Source organism: Lachnoanaerobaculum sp. OBRC5-5, assembly GCF_000296385.1.
GTDB lineage: Bacteria > Bacillota > Clostridia > Lachnospirales > Lachnospiraceae > Lachnoanaerobaculum.
Window position 1 is genome coordinate 470,013 of record NZ_JH815185.1, and the last position, 23,594, is coordinate 493,606.

At 33.8% G+C, this 23,594-nt stretch carries 24 protein-coding genes; 18 read left to right on the top strand and 6 right to left on the bottom strand.

The genetic code is table 11. The features are described 5' to 3' along the window. Nucleotides 1-172 precede the first annotated feature (172 nt). A complete protein-coding gene (locus tag HMPREF1135_RS02190) occupies nucleotides 173-1,798 on the bottom strand; it encodes a DUF262 domain-containing protein (RefSeq protein ID WP_007591484.1) in 1,626 nt (541 codons plus the stop codon). A 386-nt stretch (nucleotides 1,799-2,184) separates the two neighbouring features. Between HMPREF1135_RS02190 and HMPREF1135_RS02195 the strand changes: the two genes are divergently transcribed. The 5 genes from HMPREF1135_RS02195 (at nucleotide 2,185) to HMPREF1135_RS02215 (ending at nucleotide 5,846) form a co-directional block, all read left to right on the top strand. After that, complete coding sequence (locus HMPREF1135_RS02195; protein WP_007591485.1) at nucleotides 2,185-2,721, top strand: DUF3841 domain-containing protein; 537 nt, start codon at nucleotides 2,185-2,187, stop codon at nucleotides 2,719-2,721. A 23-nt stretch (nucleotides 2,722-2,744) separates the two neighbouring features. Next, complete coding sequence (locus HMPREF1135_RS02200; RefSeq protein ID WP_007591486.1) at nucleotides 2,745-3,347, top strand: T6SS immunity protein Tdi1 domain-containing protein; 603 nt, start codon at nucleotides 2,745-2,747, stop codon at nucleotides 3,345-3,347. Nucleotides 3,348-3,492: 145 nt separating this feature from the next. Beyond that, nucleotides 3,493-4,326: an HNH endonuclease gene (locus HMPREF1135_RS02205; RefSeq protein WP_007591487.1), complete on the top strand. Its 834-nt coding sequence runs from the start codon at nucleotides 3,493-3,495 to the stop codon at nucleotides 4,324-4,326. Between the two features lie 31 nt (nucleotides 4,327-4,357). Then, nucleotides 4,358-5,041 (top strand): alpha/beta hydrolase, encoded by a 684-nt coding sequence (locus HMPREF1135_RS02210; protein WP_242824835.1) that lies wholly within the window; start codon nucleotides 4,358-4,360, stop codon nucleotides 5,039-5,041. Nucleotides 5,042-5,072: 31 nt separating this feature from the next. Further along, the gene (locus HMPREF1135_RS02215) at nucleotides 5,073-5,846 is read left to right on the top strand and encodes a Fic family protein (RefSeq protein WP_007591490.1); all 774 of its coding nucleotides are present in this window, start codon (nucleotides 5,073-5,075) and stop codon (nucleotides 5,844-5,846) included. Between the two features lie 142 nt (nucleotides 5,847-5,988). Here HMPREF1135_RS02215 and HMPREF1135_RS02220 read toward each other — a convergent pair whose 3' ends face one another. From HMPREF1135_RS02220 to HMPREF1135_RS02230, 3 genes are all read right to left on the bottom strand, one after another. After that, a complete protein-coding gene (locus tag HMPREF1135_RS02220; RefSeq protein ID WP_007591491.1) occupies nucleotides 5,989-6,774 on the bottom strand; it encodes an acyl-CoA dehydratase activase in 786 nt (261 codons plus the stop codon). 20 nt (nucleotides 6,775-6,794) lie between these two features. Beyond that, nucleotides 6,795-7,943, bottom strand: coding sequence for a double-cubane-cluster-containing anaerobic reductase (locus HMPREF1135_RS02225; RefSeq protein ID WP_007591492.1), 1,149 nt, complete (start codon nucleotides 7,941-7,943; stop codon nucleotides 6,795-6,797). Between the two features lie 211 nt (nucleotides 7,944-8,154). Beyond that, nucleotides 8,155-8,958 carry a hypothetical protein gene (locus HMPREF1135_RS02230; protein ID WP_007591493.1) on the bottom strand — a complete coding sequence of 268 codons (804 nt, stop codon included), beginning with the start codon at nucleotides 8,956-8,958 and terminating at the stop codon, nucleotides 8,155-8,157. Nucleotides 8,959-9,060: 102 nt separating this feature from the next. Here HMPREF1135_RS02230 and HMPREF1135_RS02235 point away from each other — a divergent pair, with 102 nt between their 5' ends. Further along, entirely contained in the window at nucleotides 9,061-9,759 is a 699-nt protein-coding gene (locus tag HMPREF1135_RS02235; RefSeq protein ID WP_007591494.1) for a hypothetical protein, read from the top strand. A gap of 66 nt (nucleotides 9,760-9,825) precedes the next feature. On the opposite strand, the gene HMPREF1135_RS02240 is transcribed toward HMPREF1135_RS02235, so the two are convergent. Then, nucleotides 9,826-11,310, bottom strand: a complete 1,485-nt coding sequence (locus HMPREF1135_RS02240) for an aldehyde dehydrogenase family protein (RefSeq protein WP_007591495.1) — start codon at nucleotides 11,308-11,310, stop codon at nucleotides 9,826-9,828. Between the two features lie 382 nt (nucleotides 11,311-11,692). Here HMPREF1135_RS02240 and HMPREF1135_RS02245 point away from each other — a divergent pair, with 382 nt between their 5' ends. Beyond that, entirely contained in the window at nucleotides 11,693-12,787 is a 1,095-nt protein-coding gene (locus HMPREF1135_RS02245) for a M14 family zinc carboxypeptidase (protein WP_007591496.1), read from the top strand. A 45-nt stretch (nucleotides 12,788-12,832) separates the two neighbouring features. On the opposite strand, the gene HMPREF1135_RS02250 is transcribed toward HMPREF1135_RS02245, so the two are convergent. Continuing rightward, a complete protein-coding gene (locus HMPREF1135_RS02250) occupies nucleotides 12,833-13,594 on the bottom strand; it encodes a CPBP family intramembrane glutamic endopeptidase (RefSeq protein WP_007591497.1) in 762 nt (253 codons plus the stop codon). A 167-nt stretch (nucleotides 13,595-13,761) separates the two neighbouring features. Here HMPREF1135_RS02250 and HMPREF1135_RS02255 point away from each other — a divergent pair, with 167 nt between their 5' ends. The 11 genes from HMPREF1135_RS02255 to HMPREF1135_RS02305 all read left to right on the top strand — a co-directional run bounded on the left by HMPREF1135_RS02255 (nucleotide 13,762) and on the right by HMPREF1135_RS02305 (nucleotide 23,559). Further along, nucleotides 13,762-14,319 (top strand): putative ABC transporter permease, encoded by a 558-nt coding sequence (locus tag HMPREF1135_RS02255; protein ID WP_007591498.1) that lies wholly within the window; start codon nucleotides 13,762-13,764, stop codon nucleotides 14,317-14,319. 17 nt (nucleotides 14,320-14,336) lie between these two features. After that, on the top strand, nucleotides 14,337-15,119 hold the full coding sequence (locus HMPREF1135_RS02260; protein ID WP_007591499.1) for a YhfC family intramembrane metalloprotease: 783 nt from the start codon (nucleotides 14,337-14,339) through the stop codon (nucleotides 15,117-15,119). 251 nt (nucleotides 15,120-15,370) lie between these two features. Beyond that, nucleotides 15,371-16,471, top strand: a complete 1,101-nt coding sequence (locus HMPREF1135_RS02265) for an RtcB family protein (RefSeq protein ID WP_198006710.1) — start codon at nucleotides 15,371-15,373, stop codon at nucleotides 16,469-16,471. Further along, the gene (gene prfH, locus HMPREF1135_RS02270) at nucleotides 16,468-17,067 is read left to right on the top strand and encodes a peptide chain release factor H (RefSeq protein ID WP_007591501.1); all 600 of its coding nucleotides are present in this window, start codon (nucleotides 16,468-16,470) and stop codon (nucleotides 17,065-17,067) included. The genes HMPREF1135_RS02265 and prfH overlap by 4 nt, the downstream gene beginning before the upstream one ends. Nucleotides 17,068-17,082: 15 nt before the next feature. Next, nucleotides 17,083-17,814: a hypothetical protein gene (locus HMPREF1135_RS02275; RefSeq protein WP_007591503.1), complete on the top strand. Its 732-nt coding sequence runs from the start codon at nucleotides 17,083-17,085 to the stop codon at nucleotides 17,812-17,814. A gap of 33 nt (nucleotides 17,815-17,847) precedes the next feature. Continuing rightward, on the top strand, nucleotides 17,848-18,561 hold the full coding sequence (locus tag HMPREF1135_RS02280) for a hypothetical protein (protein WP_007591506.1): 714 nt from the start codon (nucleotides 17,848-17,850) through the stop codon (nucleotides 18,559-18,561). 104 nt (nucleotides 18,562-18,665) lie between these two features. Beyond that, a complete protein-coding gene (locus HMPREF1135_RS02285; protein WP_007591508.1) occupies nucleotides 18,666-19,370 on the top strand; it encodes a hypothetical protein in 705 nt (234 codons plus the stop codon). Between the two features lie 8 nt (nucleotides 19,371-19,378). Further along, the gene (locus HMPREF1135_RS02290) at nucleotides 19,379-19,969 is read left to right on the top strand and encodes a DUF1287 domain-containing protein (RefSeq protein ID WP_007591510.1); all 591 of its coding nucleotides are present in this window, start codon (nucleotides 19,379-19,381) and stop codon (nucleotides 19,967-19,969) included. Between the two features lie 174 nt (nucleotides 19,970-20,143). Further along, entirely contained in the window at nucleotides 20,144-20,473 is a 330-nt protein-coding gene (locus HMPREF1135_RS02295) for a hypothetical protein (protein WP_007591515.1), read from the top strand. Continuing rightward, nucleotides 20,470-21,150: a DUF1287 domain-containing protein gene (locus HMPREF1135_RS02300; protein ID WP_007591531.1), complete on the top strand. Its 681-nt coding sequence runs from the start codon at nucleotides 20,470-20,472 to the stop codon at nucleotides 21,148-21,150. The genes HMPREF1135_RS02295 and HMPREF1135_RS02300 overlap by 4 nt, the downstream gene beginning before the upstream one ends. Nucleotides 21,151-21,159: 9 nt before the next feature. Beyond that, nucleotides 21,160-23,559 (top strand): cation-translocating P-type ATPase, encoded by a 2,400-nt coding sequence (locus HMPREF1135_RS02305; RefSeq protein WP_007591538.1) that lies wholly within the window; start codon nucleotides 21,160-21,162, stop codon nucleotides 23,557-23,559. Nucleotides 23,560-23,594: the final 35 nt, after the last annotated feature.

Genomic DNA, 23,594 nt, shown 5'->3' on the forward strand with positions numbered 1-23,594 from the left:
AATTAAAAAACAGTATTTTAATAATTAAAAAACAGTATTTTAATAAGGAGCCTATAATGGAGTGATATCGAAAGTGCAATTTGAAGACGATCAACTTGAAATAGATCTTTACAGCATATTAGAAATCAATGAAAAACCTATACCCTAATAATAGTTAGGGTATAGGAAAAATTTATATAAAATCAGACACTTCTTTTATAAAAGATTTTATTCTACTGATAATATTTTTTTCTCTCAGCTTTACTTCATTGTAGTCCCATTTATCAAGCTTTGATAAATCTTTGATATCCGCAAACTTTGACTCTTTGTAGGCTTTCTTTTTCTTTTTGAAAAATTCATTACTTGCACTTATATTTAGTTTTTTCTCAAACGGTGCAAGGTTGCCTAAAGTTTCCATTACTTCTTTTGCTTTCTGTTCATCCCAGTCATTATTATCAGACCACTTTCTTGGTAAGATATGCTCTATTTCTATATTAGAATTTAAAATTAAGTCATAAAAATCTTCAACACTCTGTGATTCATTCAAAAATCCACTTAGTAAGATAATTCCTCTTTTACATCTACCCAAATCTGCACTTTCAAGGTTATTATAGAATGTTTTTAAATCATTACGCATATTTTCTATATACTCAGATAGGTAATTATCACAATGTTCTATTTTTGCACATACCTTAAATGTTGTATCTTTTACAGTATTAACAGAATTATATACAACACCCTTTATAAAATAATATGCTGTCGTTAACATTACCAGCTTCTTATATTCTTCATAATGTTCTTCAGGTAAGAATAACTCACCGTCTTTTTTCCATATTAGATATTTATGCAAGAATACATATAAAGGATATCTCCAATATTGATTAGGGTAACTTTCTAAAATATTCCATAATGAATCATTATAGATACCTGTTTTTGTATCTATTATTGCATTTATTTTTTTTAGAGAAGCCATTACATTGCCTGTATTCTGTAGTCTACCTGTTTTAGACGAAAAATAAGATCTTAGTCCCTTTTCCCTAGAAATATCATTTTCTTGAGCTCTACAGATGTACATTAAAATACGAAACAGGTCTTCTTGATCATCTAAGTCATTCCATTCGTCAATAAACTCCCCACGTTTAGAACTATCAATTCCGGCATAAAGCTTTGACTTAAATATATCTGCATCGCTTAATGATAGACCTCTGTTATTTATAGTCTCAAAAATATTTAAAGCATCATCTTCAGTTTCACATAATATCGGTAATAATACTACATTATCTAAAAATGTCAAAATAAGTTTATTTAATTCATCAGAAGTTTTTCCTTGTTTCCAATCTGAAATTTTATTCTTGAACATATCATAATTTATATAAAGTCTTGAATTTTTATCATCGCAATGGCCTTGTAAGATAATTTGTTCAAGATTCTTCTTATCATTTTCAATAACATCTGAATTTAATCTTATATTATTTGTGAGCTCTGAACTTAGCTTGTCTTTTGTCTTTAAACATTCCTCCAATGCCTTTACTGTACCAGCATTATCAAAAAGTGCTCTGATAAGTAAAAGAAGTGTTGTCAGTCTTTGCTGCCCATCTATAACTGAAAACTTCTCATTTTCATCAATTGGATGTACTACAATATTTCCTAAAAAATATTTATCTTTCTTATCATTTTCATTATGAAAATCAATTAGATCATCCCAAAGAGTTTCACATTGTTCCTGTTCCCATGAATATTCTCTTTGGAACATTGGAATCTGATATTCCCTAGAAAATATTGTTCTGATATCTTCAGGCTTTGCTGTTATAGTTTTCATTACCGTTTCTCCTTATATTTCATACAATAAAGCACTTATTATTTGAGTTCAGATTATAAACATTAATATTTTAAATTGCATGTAAAAATTTCTAAATTAAGGTTCAAATCACAAAATAGTATTAGATAAAGTGCCTATATGAACTGTATAAATATGATTCTATGTATTTATGATATAAAAGTCAATATTAAATAACATACTATAATACTGTTTATTAAATAACATACTATAATACTGTTCATTTGGATGAAGCATGAAATTTTAAGATAGAGATTTAATTATATGTGAGAAAATGCTATTATTATAGACAGAGAGGTGAAAGTATAAATTGTAAAACAGATAATGTATAATTAGTAATATTATTAATTGATTTTATGGAGTTTAGAATGCTTTTATGGACTATTCAACATAAGGCTGCTTATGATATTTTTCTTGAGACAGGTAGACTTATAGCAAATGAAAAATATTTATCGTTTGATGGTGGATTACGTTGTTATTATGAATGGATTGCTGAACAGATGAAAAAACGTATTGGAATGCCGCCAGATGATGTAATATACCCTGTATGGGCGTGGTATCAATGGGAAGGTGTAAGAAAACGTCCTGATATGAGGATTCATAGATATGGAGGTAAGAAGGGAACACCTGTAGTTTTGCTAACTATAGATATACCTGACAATATGGTTTTACTGTCAGACTTTGATATGTGGCATGTTGTATTGAATGACGGATATTTACCACTATATGATAAAGATGATATTGAAGATCCAAGTGAAGATGAAAAATTGAAAAGCTGGGAAAATGTTTTTTGTATAGATGAAGTAACCGACTGTTGGTATGTACCGAAAACTACTCAAGCAACATTTTGGGAGTTAAAAAAGGAATGGTTTTTGAAGGCGGAGCATTTTGTTTTAGCCGGATAGAACTGTATTTAGAGAGGTATCACATGGGAATATTTGATTCATTTAAAAAGAACAAAAAATCAGTTTGGGAAAAGTTTGTAGAAAAGTATAAGCCGGGTAAGGAGCTTGTAAAGCCTTCAGAGCATATAATAGGTGCCTGTAGGAGTGCCGGAGTGAATGAGAGTATCCTTCGGTTTATGGAAAATTATGGTTTCGGTAACTACGGTGACGGCATTATAAAGCTCATAGATCCTGAAGACTATATGGACAGCTTTTATAAATGGCTCGGAAAAGAGGACTATTCGCGAATTCCGTTTATGATGACTGGATTTGGAGATTTGTTTTATTTCAGGAATCTGGGTGACGGCGAATATGATATATCCTTTTTGAATATACACTACAGAAATATTTCTGTAGCAGCATATACTGTGGAGGAGTTTGTAGAATATCTTATAGACAGTGAGGTTGAAGAAAAAATATTAAGGCGTAAACTTTTTGATGAGGCGAAAGCTAAATTTGGAGTTTTGCCTTTAAATGAGATATATTTCTTTGCCCCTGCACTTGTGACAGGAGGTACTGAAGAAATAAAGTATGTCAATAAAGGAGACGCAGCCGTACATCAGAGCATATTGTTTGATTGGGGTTGAGAATTTTACATTATATATTTATGTAGACGCTTACATAATATACAGATATATGGAAAATTTTATCTGATATCTTTGATAGGGGAAATTAGTAATTTAAATGCTTAAAATGCTGTATTGAATAAATTATAGGTGTGGAAGAGTTAAGATGAGTAACAATATTGATAATGGATATAGAGCAAATATAGTATATTCAATTCTTGATGCAGATAAGATAATAGAATTTGATACGATAGTTGAAATACTTAACAAATGTTTCGGTAAAAATTACAGAGGGTTTCAGAGGGCTTTTGTTATATTAGATAATAATGGGACTGCTTTTTGGGCGCCCAAATTTGGATGTAATAAGAAAAAAACACGATGGCAAAATTCGTTAGTAGATGATGGAGATACTATTATTGAAAAGGATTCTGAAGGAAAGATAGGGTTAAGTGATATTGTTAACAGTAACATCAGAGTTACATTTACATGTTTAAACGGTAAATATAGATTCCTTGGGGTATATAAGTTTGATGAAAAGAAGTCTGAGCCGAATTTAAGGATATTTAGGAGAATATACAAGGTAATAGACTTGGCACCTTATTCTTTAGAAAAGGAGAGGAGCAATTTAACAATAGAAATTCAAGAGGCAAAAAAGATTCCTGTGGAAGTCTTGAAGCGACAGGCTGAGGAAGAGTCACATAGTCAAGCAGATAGACGTAGTTATGAGGGAATGATTTATATCAGAAATTCTAAGGTTGCCGCTTATACAAAGATAAGAGCGGCAGGAATATGTCAGTTATGTGGACAGCCTGCTCCATTTAAGGATAAAGACGGAGAACCGTTTTTAGAAAATCATCATATTGTGTGGCTCAGTAGAGGTGGAACCGACACAATTGATAATACCTGTGCATTGTGTCCGAATTGTCATCGTAAAATGCATATTCTGGATATGCAGGAAGATGTGGATAAATTGATTAGGATAGCAAAAGGGTTGGATTAAATATTGTTTGATGGGGGATTATATTTTTATTATGATTTACTTGAATAAAGAAAAATTAAATATAAAAGATAAAGTAATCACCCTATACAAGTCATCTGATACAAATGCTCCTCTTATTGTTTTTAATACTTTTGAAGGTGATGGAGAAGATGTATATCAAGCATTGCAGAATATGGGCTGCACTTCCATAAATTTACTTGTTATTGGAAATATTGATTGGAATCATGATATGTCACCATGGTATATACCTTCAATCTATTCTAAAGAAAAATCTTTTAGCGGCGGTGCAGATGAGTATCTTAGATTGCTTATAGATAACATTTTGCCAAAGGCAAATGAGAAGATAGATGGAGAACCTGGATTTACAGGAATAACAGGATATTCACTTGCAGGTCTTTTTGCTGTTTATGCTATGTATAAAACTGATGCATTTGACAGAGTGGCAAGTATGTCGGGCTCACTTTGGTTTCATGACTTTATTGAATACTGCAAAAGAAATGATTGTAGGAAGTTACCTGATAAAATCTATTTTTCTCTGGGGGATAAAGAGGCAAATACACGCAATCCTGTATTAAAAACTGTAGAAGGTAATACAAGAGAGCTTTCAGAGTATTTTAAGAAACTTGGGAGCGAGGTGATATTTGAATTAAATCCGGGTAATCATTTCACAGATACAATTCTTCGCAGTGCAAAGGGTATAAAGGCAATTTTATAGTTTTTATTAAAAGTTTAAAAGGGAATACAAAATGGGAGAATATAAACCACCGTTTCATATGACGGACAGAATTACAAATCTTGTAGCTGCAATTAGTGAGCAGGTTGGAAGAATTACAGTACTTTCACATGGAAAGCTAAATCCGCATTTAAGAAAAGAAAATAGAATAAAAACAATCCATTCTTCACTTGCCATTGAACAAAATTCACTTTCTTTAGAACAGGTGACTGCTATACTTGATGGAAAGAGAATTTTGGGAAATCCTAATGAAATACGTGAAGTTAAGAATGCTTATGAAACATATGAGTTAATGCTTTCATTGGATCCTAATTCAGTAAAAGATTTACTTAAAGCACATCGGGTTATGATGGAAGGGTTGATCCCTGAAAATGGAACATTTAGAAGTGGTGGAGTAGGAATTTTTGATGGTGATGTTGTTGTACATATGGCTCCACCTGCCAAATTTGTACCTATGCAAATTCAAGAACTGTTTGAATGGTATAAGAATTCAGAAATGCATCCACTGATTAAAAGTGCTATTTTTCATTATGAATTTGAGTTTATTCATCCTTTTGCAGATGGAAATGGGCGTATTGGAAGGATGTGGCATAGCTTATTACTTGGTAAATGGAATGAACTGTTTTATTGGCTGCCAATTGAAGAGTTGATAAGAAGCAGACAACAAGATTATTATGATTCACTTGGAAAGTCGGACAAAGAAGCTGACAGTTATGCTTTTGTAGAATTAATACTTGAGATTATACTTACAACTCTTGAAGAGACAGTTGTGGTTGGAGATATGTAAGGTGGGTTATGGGATTATTAGATTCATTTAAAAAGAACAAAAAATCGGTTTGGAATAAGTTTATAGAAAAATGAATGGTAAATTAAAATGACTTTCACATTTTTAAAGTTTCGTCTTGAAAATGAGAAAGTCATTTATATTTTTACTTGAACTGTATAGGAGTACTGTTTTTTGGTCTTAAAGAAATTGCGGCTCCTATAGCACCGGCATATCTTCCTAGATGATGTGTATGGATTTTTTTGCCAAGCTTTTGTGACATCAACTCTATAAAATACGGTGTATAGCTAAGTCCGCCTGTAAGCATGATTTCATCTAGGATACCATGCTTTTGAGCGAGGTTTATAACCTTATTGGCTACGGAATCTATTACTCCGGCGGCTATATTTTCTCTTTTTTCACCGGATCCTATATAGCTGATAATCTCCGATTCTGCAAAGACTGTACACATAGAGCTTATAGACAGAGAATCACCAACGGATGCGAGAGCATAAAGCTCTTCAAAGTCTGTGCCCAGTCTGTTCGCCATGACTTCGATAAATTTACCTGTACCTGCCGCACATTTATCATTCATTAGGAAGTCTCTTACCATACCGTTTTCAAGGCTGATTATCTTTGTATCCTGACCGCCTATATCTATGACGGTTCCGTCAACTCCAAACAGAGCATAGGCACCCTTGGCATGGCAGGTTATTTCTGTTATAACCTTATCTGCATAATCTACGCAGATTCTTCCGTATCCGGTTGCGGCACAGTTCATATTTTCAGAAAGTCCGTCATCTTGTAGCCTTTGTAAAATATTTTTCGCAGTTTCCTTACTGTTCCAGCCTGTAGGTATACAAAAAGATTTGACGAGTTTTTCATCATCAAGTACTACCACCTTTGAGGCGGTGGATCCTATATCTATACCTACATAATATTGTTTATCCATTTATTAAGTCTATCCTCTCGTTATACAGCTACAGTTTCAAGGAATGCCTCAAGTCTTGTGTTTATCTGTCCGACATCTGCCTTTGAATAATCTGTTTCTATCTTCAGATAAGGTACACCTTTGGCAACTACAGCCTTTTTAACATTGAATGATTCTATAGAGAAGGTATGGCATGCCTGAAGTATTATTTCAACCACTCCATCTACCTGATATTCATCTATCATATCTGTTATAAAGCCGAGTCTGCTGTCATTAGGACTCATTACGGAGCAATTGATATTCAGATATTTTTTTGCAAGGGCTTTTGCTACAGGTAGAGTGGTATCTACCTTTTCAATCTTTTCTCTGTTTGTACTGCAATTGTCAAATGCAACTACATCCGCACCAAGCTCCTCCAAAACTTTAATGGTTTTATCTCGTACACCGCCGTTTGGACATCCTGTTATCAATATTCTAGGTTTTCTTGCTACCTTACCCTTATAATTTGCCTCCCAATCTGCCTTTACTTCATCAATTCTTTGTCTTATCTGCTTACAACGTTCTTCCATACTTGGTATAAAACTAAGTGTATCAAGTTTGGTTCCGATTTCATAACCTGAGATTGGAGACGGATTGAGTTTTCCAAGTTCAAGGTATTCGAGTACCAGATCTCTTTCGGCATTTTTTAGTAATATTGCTTTTTTGACATCTTCCTCGGTAATGGTTACACCATAGAAATCTTCAAGCTTTTTCCAAAACTTATGTATTTCTGCCTCCCACATATTTAGAGCAATTTCATCTCTTGAAGACGGAAGTTGCATAACATAGGTTTCTTTCAAATCATTCATAAGCTCAAACATTTTCTTTTTTCCGTCACAGGTGGTTTCACCTACTATAAAGTCGGAAAAATAAAAATATGGGCAGGTATCGGTAAGAGCAAAACCGTAACTTGCCTTTATCAACGGACAAAGATTTGAGGGTAGATGCGCTTCTGCAGCACTTATAGGCTCTTCGCTGGTTGCACAAAGAGATACGGGTATGGCACCTGCCGCTATAATCAGCTCTGTAGGAACAAATGAGCAATAAGTTCCTACAATTTTTCCACCATTGTCCTTGTGCTCCTTCATTTTCATAAAGCCGGCTTTTCTTGCATCTGTAAAAGACTCGAAGTTATCCGGAAGTCGTAACATAATGAAATCCTCCTTATTTATAAAATATCACTATTTCAATAAAAATGTATAGATAAATTATATAAAAAATAAGGTAAATCCTCAATATATTTAGTGATTTAATTTTTCAATATGTGAATGGCATTATTCGATATAATGAATAAATGATAATATATTTATAGCATATATAAAAAAGCCGGGTTTAAATACCGGCTTGAATTAAGAACAAAAATTACTTATGGCTTATAATTTCTTTTACCCATTCAGAAAGATTTTCTTCCTGCTCTTTTGTATCTGTTGTTATAACAAACTCCTGTCCACGTGATGCGGTTTTTAATATGGATGAGTCACCTTTAATAATAGGGTGGGTATGTCCCTGCCAGGAAATAGCTATTCCTTTTTCTGCAAAGAATGAAGGCAATTTCCACACACTTCTGCTTGACTGCTCTTTTTGTGTAAGTACCAGTGCATCATCATAATGAAAGGTAGAGCATTTCTTTGAAAGATATATACGATTGTTGGTATAAAAAGGTGCTATACTGTGCGGATGCCAATTGTATTTTTCGGCAATTTTCATATCATCCTTTATAACTTCACCTATTTCCAGGTATCCGTAGATAATATGACGAATAGGAGATCCCTTCACATAGGAAAGCTTTCCGTTTTTTATCTCGGTTTCTCTAAACATTCCATAAAAAAGAAAGAGATCACCTACATCAACACCGGATTTATCAAGATGTGTTGCCGGTACTCCCCATTGTCCGAATGCAGGTATCCAGTCACTTGGTCTATTATCAATACCTTCATATATATCAGGATCCAGGTGACAGGTAGGATAACTTTCAAAATCAAAATCCGAATGAAGTTGAGTTATAATATCTCTATAGTTTTGTCCTTTATACTGTATATCTTCGTATTTTTTCTTGCTTTTTCGATCGGGTATAGGGAGTGATAGTAAAGTACCGTCAGGAAGTATCGGACTTGCCACTCTTCCGGATTCGCTATCCATTCCCTTTCTGCTCAATATTACTTTCATGTCGTCCCTCCTTGTGATATAATTTTAACATATACTATAAATAAAAACAAAGCATTTATGCACTTTAGAAAGATATATTGTAAGACAACAAAGGGGAAAGATATGAGAAAGGGTATAAAATTTCACAGCATATATTATAGATGGATATTGTTTATATTTATCTTTGTCACTATGGTAATTTATTTCATAGGTGAAGGCAAAGATATGTATTTTGAAGGACATTTATTTAATTCAAAAAAACTTTGTACAATACTGAATATTGTATGGATTGTTTTGTTTGTTGTTTTTTCATTTGTGGTGACAAAATGTGTTATCTCAAAGGACGGGATATATTTAAAAAAGATAGATTTGACGGTTCCATGGGAGGATATATCAAATATTACATATACATGGATAAACGAATTTAGCTTATATCAACATGAATGCTCATTTTATAATGTAAAAACCATGGTAGTATATAGACATGATTATAAGCCCATATGTATTACGAATATTTCAGTACTGTCATTATTTGCCGTAAAGTTTTTTTCACCACGTACCAAAGTGGATATAGTATTCCCGGTACTTACTACATTATTTAATGTGGTTTTGAATGTAGGTTTATTGTATATAGGATATACTACAAAACTACTTACTATCAGGGTAAAACCTGAGTTATTTCTTACTCTTTTAGCATTGTACTGTATAAAGTCTGTTATATTCCCTATCGTGATGTTAAAAATAACAAATATGAAATATGGAAATTACTTAAGGCATGAAAATTTGAGTAAGGGTAGAAACCCTAATGTAATACATGTATAAATCGAAAAAACTCTCAAACCGGTTTTGCCGGAATGAGAGTTTTTCTTTACAATACTTTTCTTTATATTACTTCTTTGGATAGAATCCGCTTGGATTTTCATCAAGCTTGATTAGTATATTCTTCATCTGTGTGTAGTGATCAAGGATAACCTTATGTGTTTCTCTACCGATACCTGAAGTCTTATATCCTCCAAACGGAGCTCCTGCAGGGATTGCATTATAGGTATTTACCCAAACTCTACCTGTTTCAATAGCTCTTGAAACACGGAATGCACGGTTTAAATCCTTTGTCCAAACACCGCCGCCAAGACCGTATACGCTTTCATTTGCGTACTTGATTACTTCATCTTCAGTCTTAAACTTAATGATAACGGCTACAGGTCCGAAGATTTCTTCCTGCGCGGCATAAGAATCATTGGTTACATTTGTAATAAGTGTAGGCTTATAGAATGATCCGTTTGCAAGCTCACCCTCAGTATAACGTGAACCTCCGCATGCGATTGTAGCACCCTCAGCTACGGCTCTGTCTACACAGGCCTGAATCTTTGCTACCTGACCTTCATTTATCTGTGAACCCATCTGAGTATTTATATCAAGAGGATTTCCTACAACAATCTTGTTAAACTGATCTACAGCTCTCTTTACAAACTCATCATAGATGCCTTCCTGTACAAAAACTCTTGAACCTGCACAGCAAACCTGGCCTTGGTTAAAGAGGATACCAAGCTGAACACCGTCAATAGCAAGGTCAAGGTCACAGTCATCAAAGAATATATTTGCTGACTTTCCACCAAGCTCAAGTGTTGCAGGTATAAGCTTCTCTGCTGCAGCCTTTGCAACTGAATATCCTATTTCTGTAGAACCTGTGAAGGCAAGCTTTCTAAATCCGTTATGATCGAGGATATACTGTCCTGATTTGCTTCCTGCGCCTGAGATAACATTAAATACACCCTTTGGAATAATATCCTTTACAAGTTTTGCAAGTTCAAGCACTGAAAGAGGAGTAGAAGAGCTGCTCTTAAGTACTGTACAGCATCCTGATGCAAGTACAGGTGCAAGCTTCCATGCCGCCATAAGGAACGGGAAGTTCCATGGAACTATCTGTCCGACTACACCGATAGGCTCTCTAAATACAAGAGAGAGTGTCTTTGAATCAAGGAAGTTTGAAGTGTCCTCCTCTGTACGAATAGCAGATGCAAAATATCTGAAATGGTCTGCTGCAAACGGAATGTCCACATTTAATGTCTCACGAAGAGGCTTACCGTTGTCAAGACTCTCGATATAAGCAAGATCCTCTTTGTTTGCGTCTATAACATCGGCAATCTTTAAAAGAATCTCAGCTCTCTTTATCTTGTCAAGGTTCTTCCAAGAATCAAAAGCTGCCCATGCCGCATTTACCGCATCATCTACATCTTCCTTTGTAGCCTCTGCCACACTTGCGATCTTTTCCTTGGTTGCAGGAGAATATGTATCAAAAAACTTGCCGTCTTTTGAATCTCTGAATTCTCCGTTAATAAAAAGCCCATACTTTTCGTCCGGTCTCTTTGCCATATTTAAAATACTCCTTTCGAGTTATTAATCTTTAGTAAATTACTATAGATTGATTCTAGCATAAAAGAAAATAAAATGCTATATTTTTCTAAAAAGCAGATAATTTAACAATAAGAATACAGATTTTAACTGTCTATAGTTACATTTCTTACATCTAAAACGATTATAATACCGATTTATTCGTCTTGTTTTTATTTAGAAACATAGTGGATTGATAAATTTTATTCACAAGACATTGTAAAAAATAATTATAATATAGTACTTATGAATGGATAATCTTCAAAACTACGACAAATTTTCTATATCTGTTCAATCTTTTGTAACTATTAATTTATTTCAAAATATTGTATAGTTGTGAAAGAGTTTTTCAACGGAGGAAGATATGCAAAAGAGATATGTTTTAGGAGCAATGACACTGTCAGCATGTATTTTACTGACACAGGTAATGCCTGCCTTTGCAGGAATAATAGGACACAGTTCGGCAAGTTATAAGGCTGCACAGACACAGAGTGTGGCGCAGAGTACAGATTTTACATTTTTGAGCACAGATATGTATACATATCAAAAGATGGAAGGTGATATAAATCTGTTTAAGCAAAAGTACGAGGGGGTTACATCGGATTCAATAGGTACAACACCTGACGGAAGAAATATATACAGAATAATAATAGGAAACAGAGAGGCTTCAAAAAAGATTCTTGTAATAGGAGCTATTCATGCAAGAGAATATATTACAGCTTCAGTTGTAATGCGTCAGGTTAAAGAGATGCTTGATAAGAGAGCGGAGGGAGATAAGAGTCTGGATGAAGTTTGTATACAGTACGTTCCGATGTTAAATCCGGACGGAGTTGCGATTTCACAAAGCGGTATGTCAGGACTTAATAAAGAAGAGTCAAAGAAGAAGTTGCAGGAGATTATTGACAATTGGTCCGAGTGGGGACTTAAAGAAAACCAGGATAAGTACAACTGGTTTTTAAATAAATGGAAGAATAATTTAAACGGTGTAGACATTAACCACAATTTCCCGACTCAGGGTTGGAATCAAAGAGCCGACAGTAGGAAAAAGCCTTCAAACGAGCATTATAAGGGAGCAAGTGCAGGTTCTGAAAGTGAAACACAGGACCTTATAAAACTTGTAAATAATGAGAACTTTTCAGCCGTGCTTAACTATCATACTCAGGGACAGATTATTTATTGGTCAAATCAACATGCATCTGCAGAAGTTTTGGCAAAGGATAAAGCGATGGCTGATATAGTGGCGTCTCATACAGGATACAGACTTGTGGCACCGGAAGCTGACGGATCAAAATTCGGTACAGGCTTTAAGGATTGGCTTGATTGGGAGAAGGGGATTCCAAGTGTTACGGTTGAGGTAGGAATAGGAACTTCACCTGTACCTGAAGCACAGATAGAGACAATTTGGCAACAAAACGTCGGAGTTTTACCTGATATTGTAAAATATATTATTGGAAAATAAAGAAAAAGCCTTTAGGTAGATAGTATACCTAAGGGCTTTTTGTTATTAATAATTCCAGTTTATAAGCAAATATATCAATGATGAACCGAACATATCGGCCATTGCATGCATCAAAAAGAACGGTAAAAGATTCTTTATTACTTTCTTGTACATAAAATAGTAGAAGAGTCCGTATACAACACCTATTACCAACGACCAAAGAAGGCCTTGATAAGTGTGGAATGAAACTCTGACTAAGGTTGAAAAAGCCAGTACATACCATTTATGTTCATCTTTAACAGAGGTCAAAAGACCGAGAAAGAAAAATTCCTCATAGAATCCGTTTAAGAAAGAATATCCTATTGCAAGCGGTGACAGTGCCAGGAATTTATTTAATACTTCCATCGGATTTATATACTGAAGCAATGAAGGATCAAAGTAGTTGTATTCTCCGCTCACTGTAGTAACAAGGTCGCCAAAGAGTCCCATAATTGAAAAAAGAACGGGTACCCAAATAATTACCGACCAATGTAATTTTATCTTCAACTGTTTAAAATCAAAGTTTCTGATAAGTAAATACAGCAATGCAATTATTAGAAGAATTGTCTGCAATGTAAAATTGCCGGTATAGGCCGCACCGTCCGAGGCAATATCCATAGATTCAGCTGAATCTTGTATAGCCTGTGGATCGGACTGAAGTAAGCCGATAAAAAGTTGTGTTGAAGTTACTATAAAAATACCGAACATAATACCGGTAACAATAAGAATATCAAACCATCTTAAATATTTAAGTTTTTCTTTAGGTCTGATTTTTTCTAAAAAATTCATTTTTATATCTCTCTTTCTTCTATATAATATATTATTAAAGCAAAATACTTGCTTGAATATTTTGTGCCAAAAATAATATAAACTATATATGTGAAAAATCAATGTATAAATTAAATGAAATTTTTGAAATTTTAGGATACAATATAAAAAAAGGAGGATGATAATACATGAAATTAAAAAGACTTAGAGATATCTTTCTTATGTTTATGGCATGTGCATTCCTTGGATGGATTTATGAAGTGCTGGTTGGACTTTTGGAAACGCATGTCGGATATGTAAATCGTGGATTTTTATTCGGTCCGTATTTGCCGATTTACGGTTTCGGGGGAATAATATTGATTACGCTTTTAATGCCGATAAGAAATAAGAAAATACATTTAGGAAGATTAAATATATCTTTTGTATTGGTATTTCTTTCAACTATGCTTATCACTACAATACTTGAACTTGTCGGTAGCTATTTTATGGAGCTGATAATGGGCGACTGGCTTTGGGACTACAGTAATTATTTCTGTAATTTTGAAGGAAGGATTGCTCTGTGGAGCAGTGTGAAATTCGGACTTGGAGGGCTGATAATAATATACCTGATAGAACCTGCAATAAGATTTTGTATTGAAAAATCAAATCAAAAAGTTGTAAATATATTTACCGTATTACTTGGTATTATATTTATTGTGGATTTGGGACTTAGACCGTTTTTGGGTAGTAACTTTATAGGAAAATAATTTATTGGAGGTAAACAATGGATATAGTTCCTTTTTTAAGTATGGTATTTATGGTTATATCCTGTATAGTGGGATTTGCAATTCCGGTTATACTTTTTGTTTATTTCAGGAAGAAAAAGCGTGCGGATATTGCTCCGTTTTTTATAGGTGTAATAGTATTTATTTTCTTTGTAACGGTTCTTGAAAGTTCCGTTCACAGAATTGTTTTCGGATTACCGTTCGGTGAGATTATAAAAAATAATGTAATACTTTACGCATTGTATGGTGGACTGATGGCTGCAATATTTGAAGAAACGGGAAGACTGATTGCATTCGGGCTTATTCTGAGAAAGAATAATGATAAAAGCATAAATGCATGTATGTATGGTGCAGGTCATGGCGGAATTGAGGCCGCATCTGTTTTGGGATTGACTATGATAGGCAGTTTGGCTCTTTCAGTTTCAATAAACAGCGGACTTATTTCGACTATTCTGGACAATGTAGGAGGGAATGATCTTACACAGCTTAAAGATACGGTAAACACCTTGACTATGTCACCACCATATATATTTTTACTTGGTATAGTTGAGCGAATATTTGCTGTTATTTTACAGATATCACTGTCTGTTCTTGTATGGTCAAGTGTTAGAGGGAAAAGATATTTGTTTGCTTTAGCACTTTTAATTCATTTTGTGGCGGATACTTTGATAGTTATATTAAACGGATTTCATGTACCTTTAATTTATGTAGAGATTATCTTCGGTGTGGTTTCAATAATAGTTGCGTTATTTTCACGAAAGATATATGTAGAAGAAAGTTAAGATGCGTTTTTTAAAATGTTATGATATAATTTTAGAGTTACAATAAATAATAGAGATCGAAAGGAGAATAACTATGAGGAATACAATGAATAATACAATAAGTGGAACTATAAACTACAGAGGCATAGTTGTTCGCTGTCTATTATTCTAAACTTTTTATTAGAGAATGAACGATAAAGCCTTTGAAACAGAAGAAAACAGAGGTTTTTATTTTGATACAATTAAATGGAAAATACGCACAGGCGTATATTATGTGTGATGAAACTGTGGAAAAATCCATGGTAGAAGAAGTGGCAAAGTCTCAGGTGAGAATGATTTGTGATAATGAAGTATCACAGGGCGCAAAGATTAGGGTAATGCCTGATGTTCATCCGGGAAAGGTAGGACCTATAGGCCTTACAATGACTGTGGGAAAAAAGATTTTACCTTCTTTAGTGGGAATAGATATCGGTTGCGGCATGCTTTCGGTAAAACTCGGAAAAATAAGAAATGATTTTTTGAAGCTTGATACCGTAATCAGAGATAATGTTCCGGTCGGATTTGCTGTAAGAAAAGATATACATGCATATGCCGACAGAATTGATTTAAGTAATCTTAAATGTTTTTCACATATAAGATCTGAAAAAGCATTGCTTAGTCTTGGTACTTTAGGTGGTGGAAATCATTTTATTGAGCTGGATACAGCAAAGAACGGTGAAGTTTTTCTTATAGTGCATACAGGTAGCAGACATCTTGGAAAAGAAGTGGCTGAGTACTATATGAAAGCGGGACAGGATGAACTGAAAGACAAAGGTATAAATGATATTCCTTTTGAAATGACCTACCTTAGCGGTAATTTGATGGAAGATTACTTACATGATTTAAAAATCGTGGAAGAGTATGCGATATTAAACAGAAAAATAATTGCTGCTGAGATTATAAAAAAGATGAAGTGGAAGGCAATAGAAGAAATTTCATGTTCTCACAATTATGTGGATTTTTCAGGAAATCAGCCTATATTAAGAAAGGGTGCCATTTCAGCGAAGTTGGATGAAAAGGTAATAATTCCTATAAATATGAAGGAAGGTGTTTTACTTGGCAGGGGACTTGGAAACGAAGAATGGAATAATTCGGCACCGCATGGGAGCGGAAGAGTACTTTCAAGAGGAGAAGTAAATTCTTCGCATACGGTTTCCGAGTTCAAAAAAGAGATGAAGGGTATCTATACAAGCTGCATAAGTAAGGATACTTTGGACGAAGCACCTTTTGCATATAGAGGAATTGACTATATAAAAGAAGTTATAAAAGATACCGTAGAGGTGGAAAATGTTCTTACTCCTATATATAACTATAAGGGAGGGGACAGAAAATGATTTTACAAATAAGTGCAGGTATGGGTCCGGTGGAATGTCAGAGGGCTGTATTCGGTATATGTAAAGCTTTAATGAGGGAATTTCAGTCTTTAGAGATTTTAAGTTATGTAGAGGGTGAGAGAAAAGAAACTTTTTACTCAGTGATGCTCTCATCTGATGAAGATTTATCATATCTTGAAGGTACTATGCTTTGGATTTGTAAAAGTCGCTATAGGCCTGAGCATAAAAGAAAGAACTGGTTTGTGGATGTTAGTATTATTCCGGAAACAGTTAATGTAGATGATAACTTCTCTGAAGCGGATATTATAGTGGAGAAATTTCATGCAAGTGGACCGGGAGGTCAAAATGTAAACAAGGTGGAAACCGGAGTGAGGGTTATTCATATTCCTACAGGAATAAGGATAAGTTCAACAAGGGAAAGAAGTCAGCTTATGAATAAAAAGGATGCCATTAGAAAACTTGCCATTGTTTTAAAAAACAAGAATACTTCCCAAATTGAACAAAGTAAGAATAATGCATGGAGTAAACATACGGATATAGTTAGAGGAAATCCGATAAGAGTATATGAGGGTGAAAGATTTAGGATAAGAAAATAAACTTGAGGTAATATTATGGGTGATGGAAAAAATTACAATGTAACAGAAAATATCAGTACAAGCAAAGAGATTTTAGATAGTGAAAATAAAAGTATGAAAAAATATCCGTGGCTAATATCAATACTTTATATTTTGGTATTGTATGGGTGGATTGGATTTATTATTTCAGGAGGGAAGTACTTTAATTTGAACAAGTGGTTATTTCTAGGTTTTAATATAGCATTTCTTGTTGCTTTTATAACACTTCTGACAGTTCAGATCAGTAGAGTATTGCCTGAGATAAGAAATGAGAATATAGACTATTGTATAAAGAGATTTTTATTTTTTAAATATACCATTTTACCTTCTACATTGTATTTTATTTTTCTGGCACTTATTATATTTGTGGGTGGACTGAGTATTTCAATTTTAGCCCTTGTTTTACCTCAAATGCTTTTTCTTGCGCCGTTTATACTTATGGTGGCTTTTATATTGCCGCCGATATTGTTGGCAATTTCTTTTATAGCCGCTTTACCGGGGTTTGTTTTGGCAGTAGGTACTGTAATTATCAGTAGAAAACAAAAAGAGATGAAACTTGGTAGCTGCGTTTTACATATACTCCTACAGTTTGTTCCGTTGGCTGATTTGATAGATGCATTATATATTTCGATACATTATTGGAATAGGGCAAAGAAATTGGCTATAATTACAGCTGTTTCTGCCGGTATACTTATAGTTGCAAGTATAATTTTACATATAATAGGCTAAGAAATAAAAAGTCTAAAAAGGAGATATAGTGATATGGAAAATGATTTTATATTAGAGAAAGACTGTATTATAAATGAGGAATCTCCACAAAAGAATTTTCCTTGGATTTTAGGTATAATATATAATATCGTAGTTTACAGATGGGCATATGTTATTATATCTCAGTTAAACAGCACAGTAAAAAAAGAATTTGATATTTTACCTCATATAGTATATTTTATCTTACTTTTAATACTGCTTATATTGCAAATCATAAGCGTGAACAGAGCTATAAAAAGGGAGGATATAAATTATTGCATTGACGGAGCGCTTTTTTACGGATACGCAATGTTTCCGGTTTCTCTGTTATGTGCACTATGTATTCTTGGTGTAGCTGTGGGCGAAATATTTATATTGATTGCATGTATGGTAGTACCGGCAATGATCTTTATCGTACCGTTTATTGCAATACCGTGTATTATATTTTTGATGATACTAATACTTTTGTACTATGTTTTATTGTCGCCCGGAATGTTGACGGCCGGTTATCTGGTTCGCTGTTATAAAGATGAATATGGTCTAAGTAACAACAAATATAACAGGCATAAGGTTTTTCGATTTATACCCGGAGTAAATTTAATTGATATTTTGTATATTTCAAATAAATATAGGGATAGAGGAAAATCACAAACCGTAATTATAGCAGTTTCCTTAATATTGATGATTCTAACAATCGTTGCGGCAATAGCAATCAGTAGAATATTATAGGTATATAAATGAAATCAAAGAAACTTTTTAGAATCATTGCTGCATGTATTATTTTATATATAATAGGCTAAGAAATAAAAATTCTTAAAAGGAGATATAGTGATATGGAAAATGATTTTATATTAGAAAAAGACTGTATTATAAATGAGGAATCTTCAAAAAAGCATTTTCCTTGGATTTTGGGTATAATATATAATATAGTGGTTTACAGATGGGCATATGTTATTATATCTCAGTTGAACAGCACAGAAAAAAAGGAATTTGGTATTTTACCTCATATAGTATATTTTATCTTACTTTTAATACTGCTTATATTGCAAATCATAAGCGTGAATAGAGCCATAAAAAGGGAGGATATAAATTATTGCATCAATGGAGCGCTTTTTTATAGATACACTATGTTTCCGATTTCTCTGTTGTGTACAATATGTATTTTTGGTATAGCTATAGGTGAATTAGCTTTATTTATTGCATGTATGGTGGTACCGGCAACAATTGTTATGGCACCGTTCATTGGAATAATATTTATTATATTTTTGGTGATATTAATATTGTTGTATTTCGCTTTATTGTCACCGGGGATGTTAGCGGCATGTTACCTTATCGGTTATATTAAAGATAGACATAAAGTAAAACTGGCTAAATTTACTATGCATATATTACTTCAATTTATACCGGGAATAAATATAATTGATACATTGTATATTACTAATAAATATTGTAAGCGTGGAAAGATATTAGCTATAGGTACAGCAGTTGTAACATTAATAACAATTGTTGTAGCCATAATAATAATTAGAATATTATAGGTATATAAATGAAATCAAATAAATTTTTTAGAATCATTGCTGCATGTATATTGCTTACAGTAATGATTTTACTGATATTTACAAGACTTTATCATAGAGGTACTTCTGTAAAGAGACCTAAGAATGCTTATAAAAGACATATAGAGCAGTTTAAGAGCAGTGTTGATATGGATAAAGACGGAATTGATGATCAAAGCGATATATTAAACAGTGCTCTTTACTATATACAAACAAAACCGAAGTATGAGAGCAGGTACTATATTGGCGGAACACCAAATGACGGTTATGGTGTTTGTACGGATGTTGTGGCTGCGGCACTTTTCGGTGCAGGATATGATTTACAAAGACTTGTGTCTGAGGGTATAAACGAGCATCCGGATAATTATGATATACAATCCCCTGATGAAAATATTGACTACCGTAGAGTAAGAAATCTGCAGGTGTATTTTAAAAATAATACAAATATTGTTGTTACATCTAAATGTATTCATGCGGGAGATTATAATCTGGAGTTTGAAATAGAAGATTATGCAGCTTCAACAGAAAATATTATGCTTGTAATTACTGCAATGGGATATGCCGGGGTTTGGATGGAATGATGAAGTTTGAGGGAAATATAGATAAGGTCAGAAAACTATTGAATATCAATTGTGAAGAAACACCCAGGACAATTATTCCATTCGGAAAGCCAAAGAGTATGGTAATACAGAAAGAAAAAAAGCATTTTCTGAAAGAGCTCATATGATTTAGCGGTAGCTAGGCAGGTGTTTTATATGAGTGAAAATTTATTAAACTTTATAATTTGGTCAATATCGGGATGTTTAATAATCGCTATTGGAATCAGTTGTTTCTTTTCTAAAAAGCAGGCAGGATTTTGGGCAAATGTTAATTTGCCTCCGGTAAAGGATGTAAAGGGATATAATCATGCTACGGGGAAGCTGTTTGTTTTATTCGGAGTGCTTTTGATTGCTTTGGGATTGCCTATATTATTTGATAAAAGTTCAGTATTTATATTTTTATCAATAATAGGAGTACTGATTTTAACAATAGCTATGATGGTGGTATATATTTTTTATATTGATGATAAATATAGGGAAAAATGAAACAAAAAAGAATTTTTAAAATAATTGCTGCTGGTATAGTGCTTGCGGCAATAGCAGTACTTATATATAACAGATTTTCTTATAAAGAAACATCTACAAAGCGTCCAAGGTATGCTTATAAAAAGAAGATAGAGCAGATTAAGAGCGGAATCGACAAGGATGGCGATGGTGTTGATGACCAGAGCGACATATTGGAAAGTGCATTGGAATATATACAGACAAAACCTAAGTATGAGAGCAGGTACTATATTGGCGGAACACCAAATGACGGTTATGGTGTATGTACAGATGTTGTAGCTGCGGCACTTTTCGGCGCAGGATATGATTTACAAAGACTTGTGTCTGAGGATATAAACGAGCATCCGGATAATTATGATATACAATCCCCCGATGAAAATATTGACTATCGCAGAGTAAGAAATCTGCAGGTGTATTTTAAAAATAATACAAAAAGTCTTACTACAGATCTTTCTGAAATAGAAGAGTGGCAGGGCGGAGATATTGTTATTTTCAAAAAGCATATCGGAATAGTATCCGACAGAAGAGATAAAAATGGAATTCCATATATTATTCATCACGGCAGTAAATATCAAAGAGCGTATGAACAAAAATATCTGAAAAGTAAGGCTGATGAAATAGTCGGTCACTACAGATGGGAATTGAAAAGAGAAAATTAAGTTGACACTATGGATGAGATAAGAGAGGTCGATAATAAAATTATCGGATTGAAAGATAGCGAAGTGCAACAAAGAATTGCATCGGGTCTTACAAATAAATTAAATATGGGAACCGATAAAACAACTATGGAAATAGTATTGTCAAATGTATGTACATACTTTAACCTGATATTTTTAATAATTTCCATAGTACTGATTATGGTAGGTTCGTTTAGGAATCTTACATTTCTACCTGTTATTATCGGAAATACACTTATAGGTATAGTACAAGAGTTGCGTGCAAAAAAGACACTTGATACGATGAAATTTTTAAGTGCTCCTCACAGTGACGTGATAAGAGACGGAGAACTTCAAAATATATTGTCGGAGGAGTTGGTAAAAGATGATATTATTCTGCTGAAAGCCGGCAAGCAGATTTGTGCGGATGCCATTGTTATTTCCGGAAGCGTTCAGGTTAATGAATCCTTACTTACAGGTGAGTCTGATGAAATTGAAAAAGCTGTAGGCAGTAAGCTTTTATCAGGAAGTTTTGTAGTATCCGGAGAATGCTATGCAAAACTTGAGAAAGTGGGAGAAGAGTCATATATTTCAAAACTCAGTACACAAGCAAAAACTATGAAAAGTAAAGAACAATCGGAGATGATAAGACATATAAATTTGATTGTTAAGGCTGTAGGTATTGTAATCATACCTATAGGTGCGGTTTTATTTTTACAAAGCTTTTATGTAAACGGGGATACTCTTAGAAAAAGTGTAACTTCAACAGTTGCCGCCGTACTTGGAATGATTCCTGAGGGACTGTATTTGCTGACCACAGTTGCGCTTGCCCTAAGTACTATGAAACTTGCAACAAAAAAAGTACTGCTTCATGATATGAAAAGTATTGAGACTTTGGCAAGAGTTGATGTGCTCTGTGTTGATAAAACAGGTACGATTACAGAACCTGATATGAAAGTGGAAGATGTATTATTATGTAAAGGTGCAAACAGTTCTATAGATTATTCAGATTTTGAAAAATTATTGTTTTCATATGCCCTTGCTTCAAAAGATAATAATGCAACCATGCAGGCTTTAAAAGAATATGCAAATAAGAAAGGAATTAAAGGGGCTGTAGGTGCTCCTGTCAAGGTACTACCTTTTTCTTCATCTCTTAAATACGGAAGTATTACATTTGAAGAGGAATGCTACATTCTTGGTGCTCCGGAAATTATTTTAAAAGACAATTTTATATCTTTTGAAAATGAGATTTTAGCCTATACCGAAAAAGGAAGTAGGGTTTTACTTTTTGCAAAGTATGACGGAAGTGATATTGAAGACGGTATCAAAGGAAAAGTAACTCCTATAGGTTTTATTGCTTTTGCAAATCCTGTTCGTGAGAATGCTGTAGATACATTTAATTATTTTAAGTCTCAAGGTGTAAGTATAAAGGTTATCTCGGGAGATAATCCTTTAACCGTTTCACAAATTGCCTCTCGGGCAGGAATTGAAAATGCCGAAAATTATATTGATGCAAGTTTGCTTGATACAGATAAAAAGATACAGGAGGCAATATCTTTTTATACGGTTTTCGGTCGTGTTACACCTAAACAAAAGCAAAAGTTTGTAAAAGCATTACAGGCAGACGGTCATACTGTTGCCATGACAGGCGACGGTGTAAATGATATTTTGGCGATGAAGGATGCGGACTGCAGTGTGGCAATGGCATCAGGAAGTGAAGCCGCCACTCATGCCGCACAGGTTGTACTGCTTGATTCGGACTTTGCACATATGCCGGATCTGGTATATGAGGGTAGAAGAGTTGTCAATAATATAGAGCGCTCTGCAAGCCTGTTTTTGGTGAAAAATATTTTCTCGTTACTTTTAGCTGTATTATCTGCAGTTTTTATGTTTACATATCCGCTGGAGCCTGCTCAGATTTCCTTTGTAAGCATGTTTACAATAGGGATACCGGGATTTTTATTGGCTCTTGAGCCGAATAAGAATAGGATAAAGGGTAGTTTTATTAAAAACGTGTTGATAAAAGCGTTGCCCGGAGGTTTGACAGATGTTATAGCGGTATTTGCACTTGTAGTATTTGGAGAGGTTTTTGAAATATCCACAGACAGTATCGGAACTGTTGCGACCATGGTTATGTCGGTAGTCGGATTTATGATTTTGATCAAGATAAGTTATCCGCTTGATCTGAGAAAATATATAATAATATTTTTAAATGTTGCAGGTCTCATATTTACAGGTATATTCCTTAGAAAGTTGTTTGCACTTACGGACATTTCGGGTATAAGTATTCTTCTTATGTTCACTTTTGGTTTTGCTGCGGAATCTTTATTTAGAAATATGACGGTTTTGGTAGAAAAAAATCAAATATTACTTGAAAAAATAAGAATAAAACTTGAACAAAAGAAAAAATAAGATATAGTATAAGTAGTAAGTGAAAACTTTGTTTT

Bases quoted from the DNA above. Each gene is read 5' to 3' on its own strand.
- HMPREF1135_RS02190 (WP_007591484.1), bottom strand. From the start codon at position 1,798: ATGAAAACTATAACAGCAAAGCCTGAAGATATCAGAACAATATTTTCT.
- HMPREF1135_RS02195 (WP_007591485.1), top strand. From the start codon at position 2,185: ATGCTTTTATGGACTATTCAACATAAGGCTGCTTATGATATTTTTCTT.
- HMPREF1135_RS02200 (WP_007591486.1), top strand. From the start codon at position 2,745: ATGGGAATATTTGATTCATTTAAAAAGAACAAAAAATCAGTTTGGGAA.
- HMPREF1135_RS02205 (WP_007591487.1), top strand. From the start codon at position 3,493: ATGAGTAACAATATTGATAATGGATATAGAGCAAATATAGTATATTCA.
- HMPREF1135_RS02210 (WP_242824835.1), top strand. From the start codon at position 4,358: ATGATTTACTTGAATAAAGAAAAATTAAATATAAAAGATAAAGTAATC.
- HMPREF1135_RS02215 (WP_007591490.1), top strand. From the start codon at position 5,073: ATGGGAGAATATAAACCACCGTTTCATATGACGGACAGAATTACAAAT.
- HMPREF1135_RS02220 (WP_007591491.1), bottom strand. From the start codon at position 6,774: ATGGATAAACAATATTATGTAGGTATAGATATAGGATCCACCGCCTCA.
- HMPREF1135_RS02225 (WP_007591492.1), bottom strand. From the start codon at position 7,943: ATGTTACGACTTCCGGATAACTTCGAGTCTTTTACAGATGCAAGAAAA.
- HMPREF1135_RS02230 (WP_007591493.1), bottom strand. From the start codon at position 8,958: ATGAAAGTAATATTGAGCAGAAAGGGAATGGATAGCGAATCCGGAAGA.
- HMPREF1135_RS02235 (WP_007591494.1), top strand. From the start codon at position 9,061: ATGAGAAAGGGTATAAAATTTCACAGCATATATTATAGATGGATATTG.
- HMPREF1135_RS02240 (WP_007591495.1), bottom strand. From the start codon at position 11,310: ATGGCAAAGAGACCGGACGAAAAGTATGGGCTTTTTATTAACGGAGAA.
- HMPREF1135_RS02245 (WP_007591496.1), top strand. From the start codon at position 11,693: ATGCAAAAGAGATATGTTTTAGGAGCAATGACACTGTCAGCATGTATT.
- HMPREF1135_RS02250 (WP_007591497.1), bottom strand. From the start codon at position 13,594: ATGAATTTTTTAGAAAAAATCAGACCTAAAGAAAAACTTAAATATTTA.
- HMPREF1135_RS02255 (WP_007591498.1), top strand. From the start codon at position 13,762: ATGAAATTAAAAAGACTTAGAGATATCTTTCTTATGTTTATGGCATGT.
- HMPREF1135_RS02260 (WP_007591499.1), top strand. From the start codon at position 14,337: ATGGATATAGTTCCTTTTTTAAGTATGGTATTTATGGTTATATCCTGT.
- HMPREF1135_RS02265 (WP_198006710.1), top strand. From the start codon at position 15,371: ATGTGTGATGAAACTGTGGAAAAATCCATGGTAGAAGAAGTGGCAAAG.
- prfH (WP_007591501.1), top strand. From the start codon at position 16,468: ATGATTTTACAAATAAGTGCAGGTATGGGTCCGGTGGAATGTCAGAGG.
- HMPREF1135_RS02275 (WP_007591503.1), top strand. From the start codon at position 17,083: ATGGGTGATGGAAAAAATTACAATGTAACAGAAAATATCAGTACAAGC.
- HMPREF1135_RS02280 (WP_007591506.1), top strand. From the start codon at position 17,848: ATGGAAAATGATTTTATATTAGAGAAAGACTGTATTATAAATGAGGAA.
- HMPREF1135_RS02285 (WP_007591508.1), top strand. From the start codon at position 18,666: ATGGAAAATGATTTTATATTAGAAAAAGACTGTATTATAAATGAGGAA.
- HMPREF1135_RS02290 (WP_007591510.1), top strand. From the start codon at position 19,379: ATGAAATCAAATAAATTTTTTAGAATCATTGCTGCATGTATATTGCTT.
- HMPREF1135_RS02295 (WP_007591515.1), top strand. From the start codon at position 20,144: ATGAGTGAAAATTTATTAAACTTTATAATTTGGTCAATATCGGGATGT.
- HMPREF1135_RS02300 (WP_007591531.1), top strand. From the start codon at position 20,470: ATGAAACAAAAAAGAATTTTTAAAATAATTGCTGCTGGTATAGTGCTT.
- HMPREF1135_RS02305 (WP_007591538.1), top strand. From the start codon at position 21,160: ATGGATGAGATAAGAGAGGTCGATAATAAAATTATCGGATTGAAAGAT.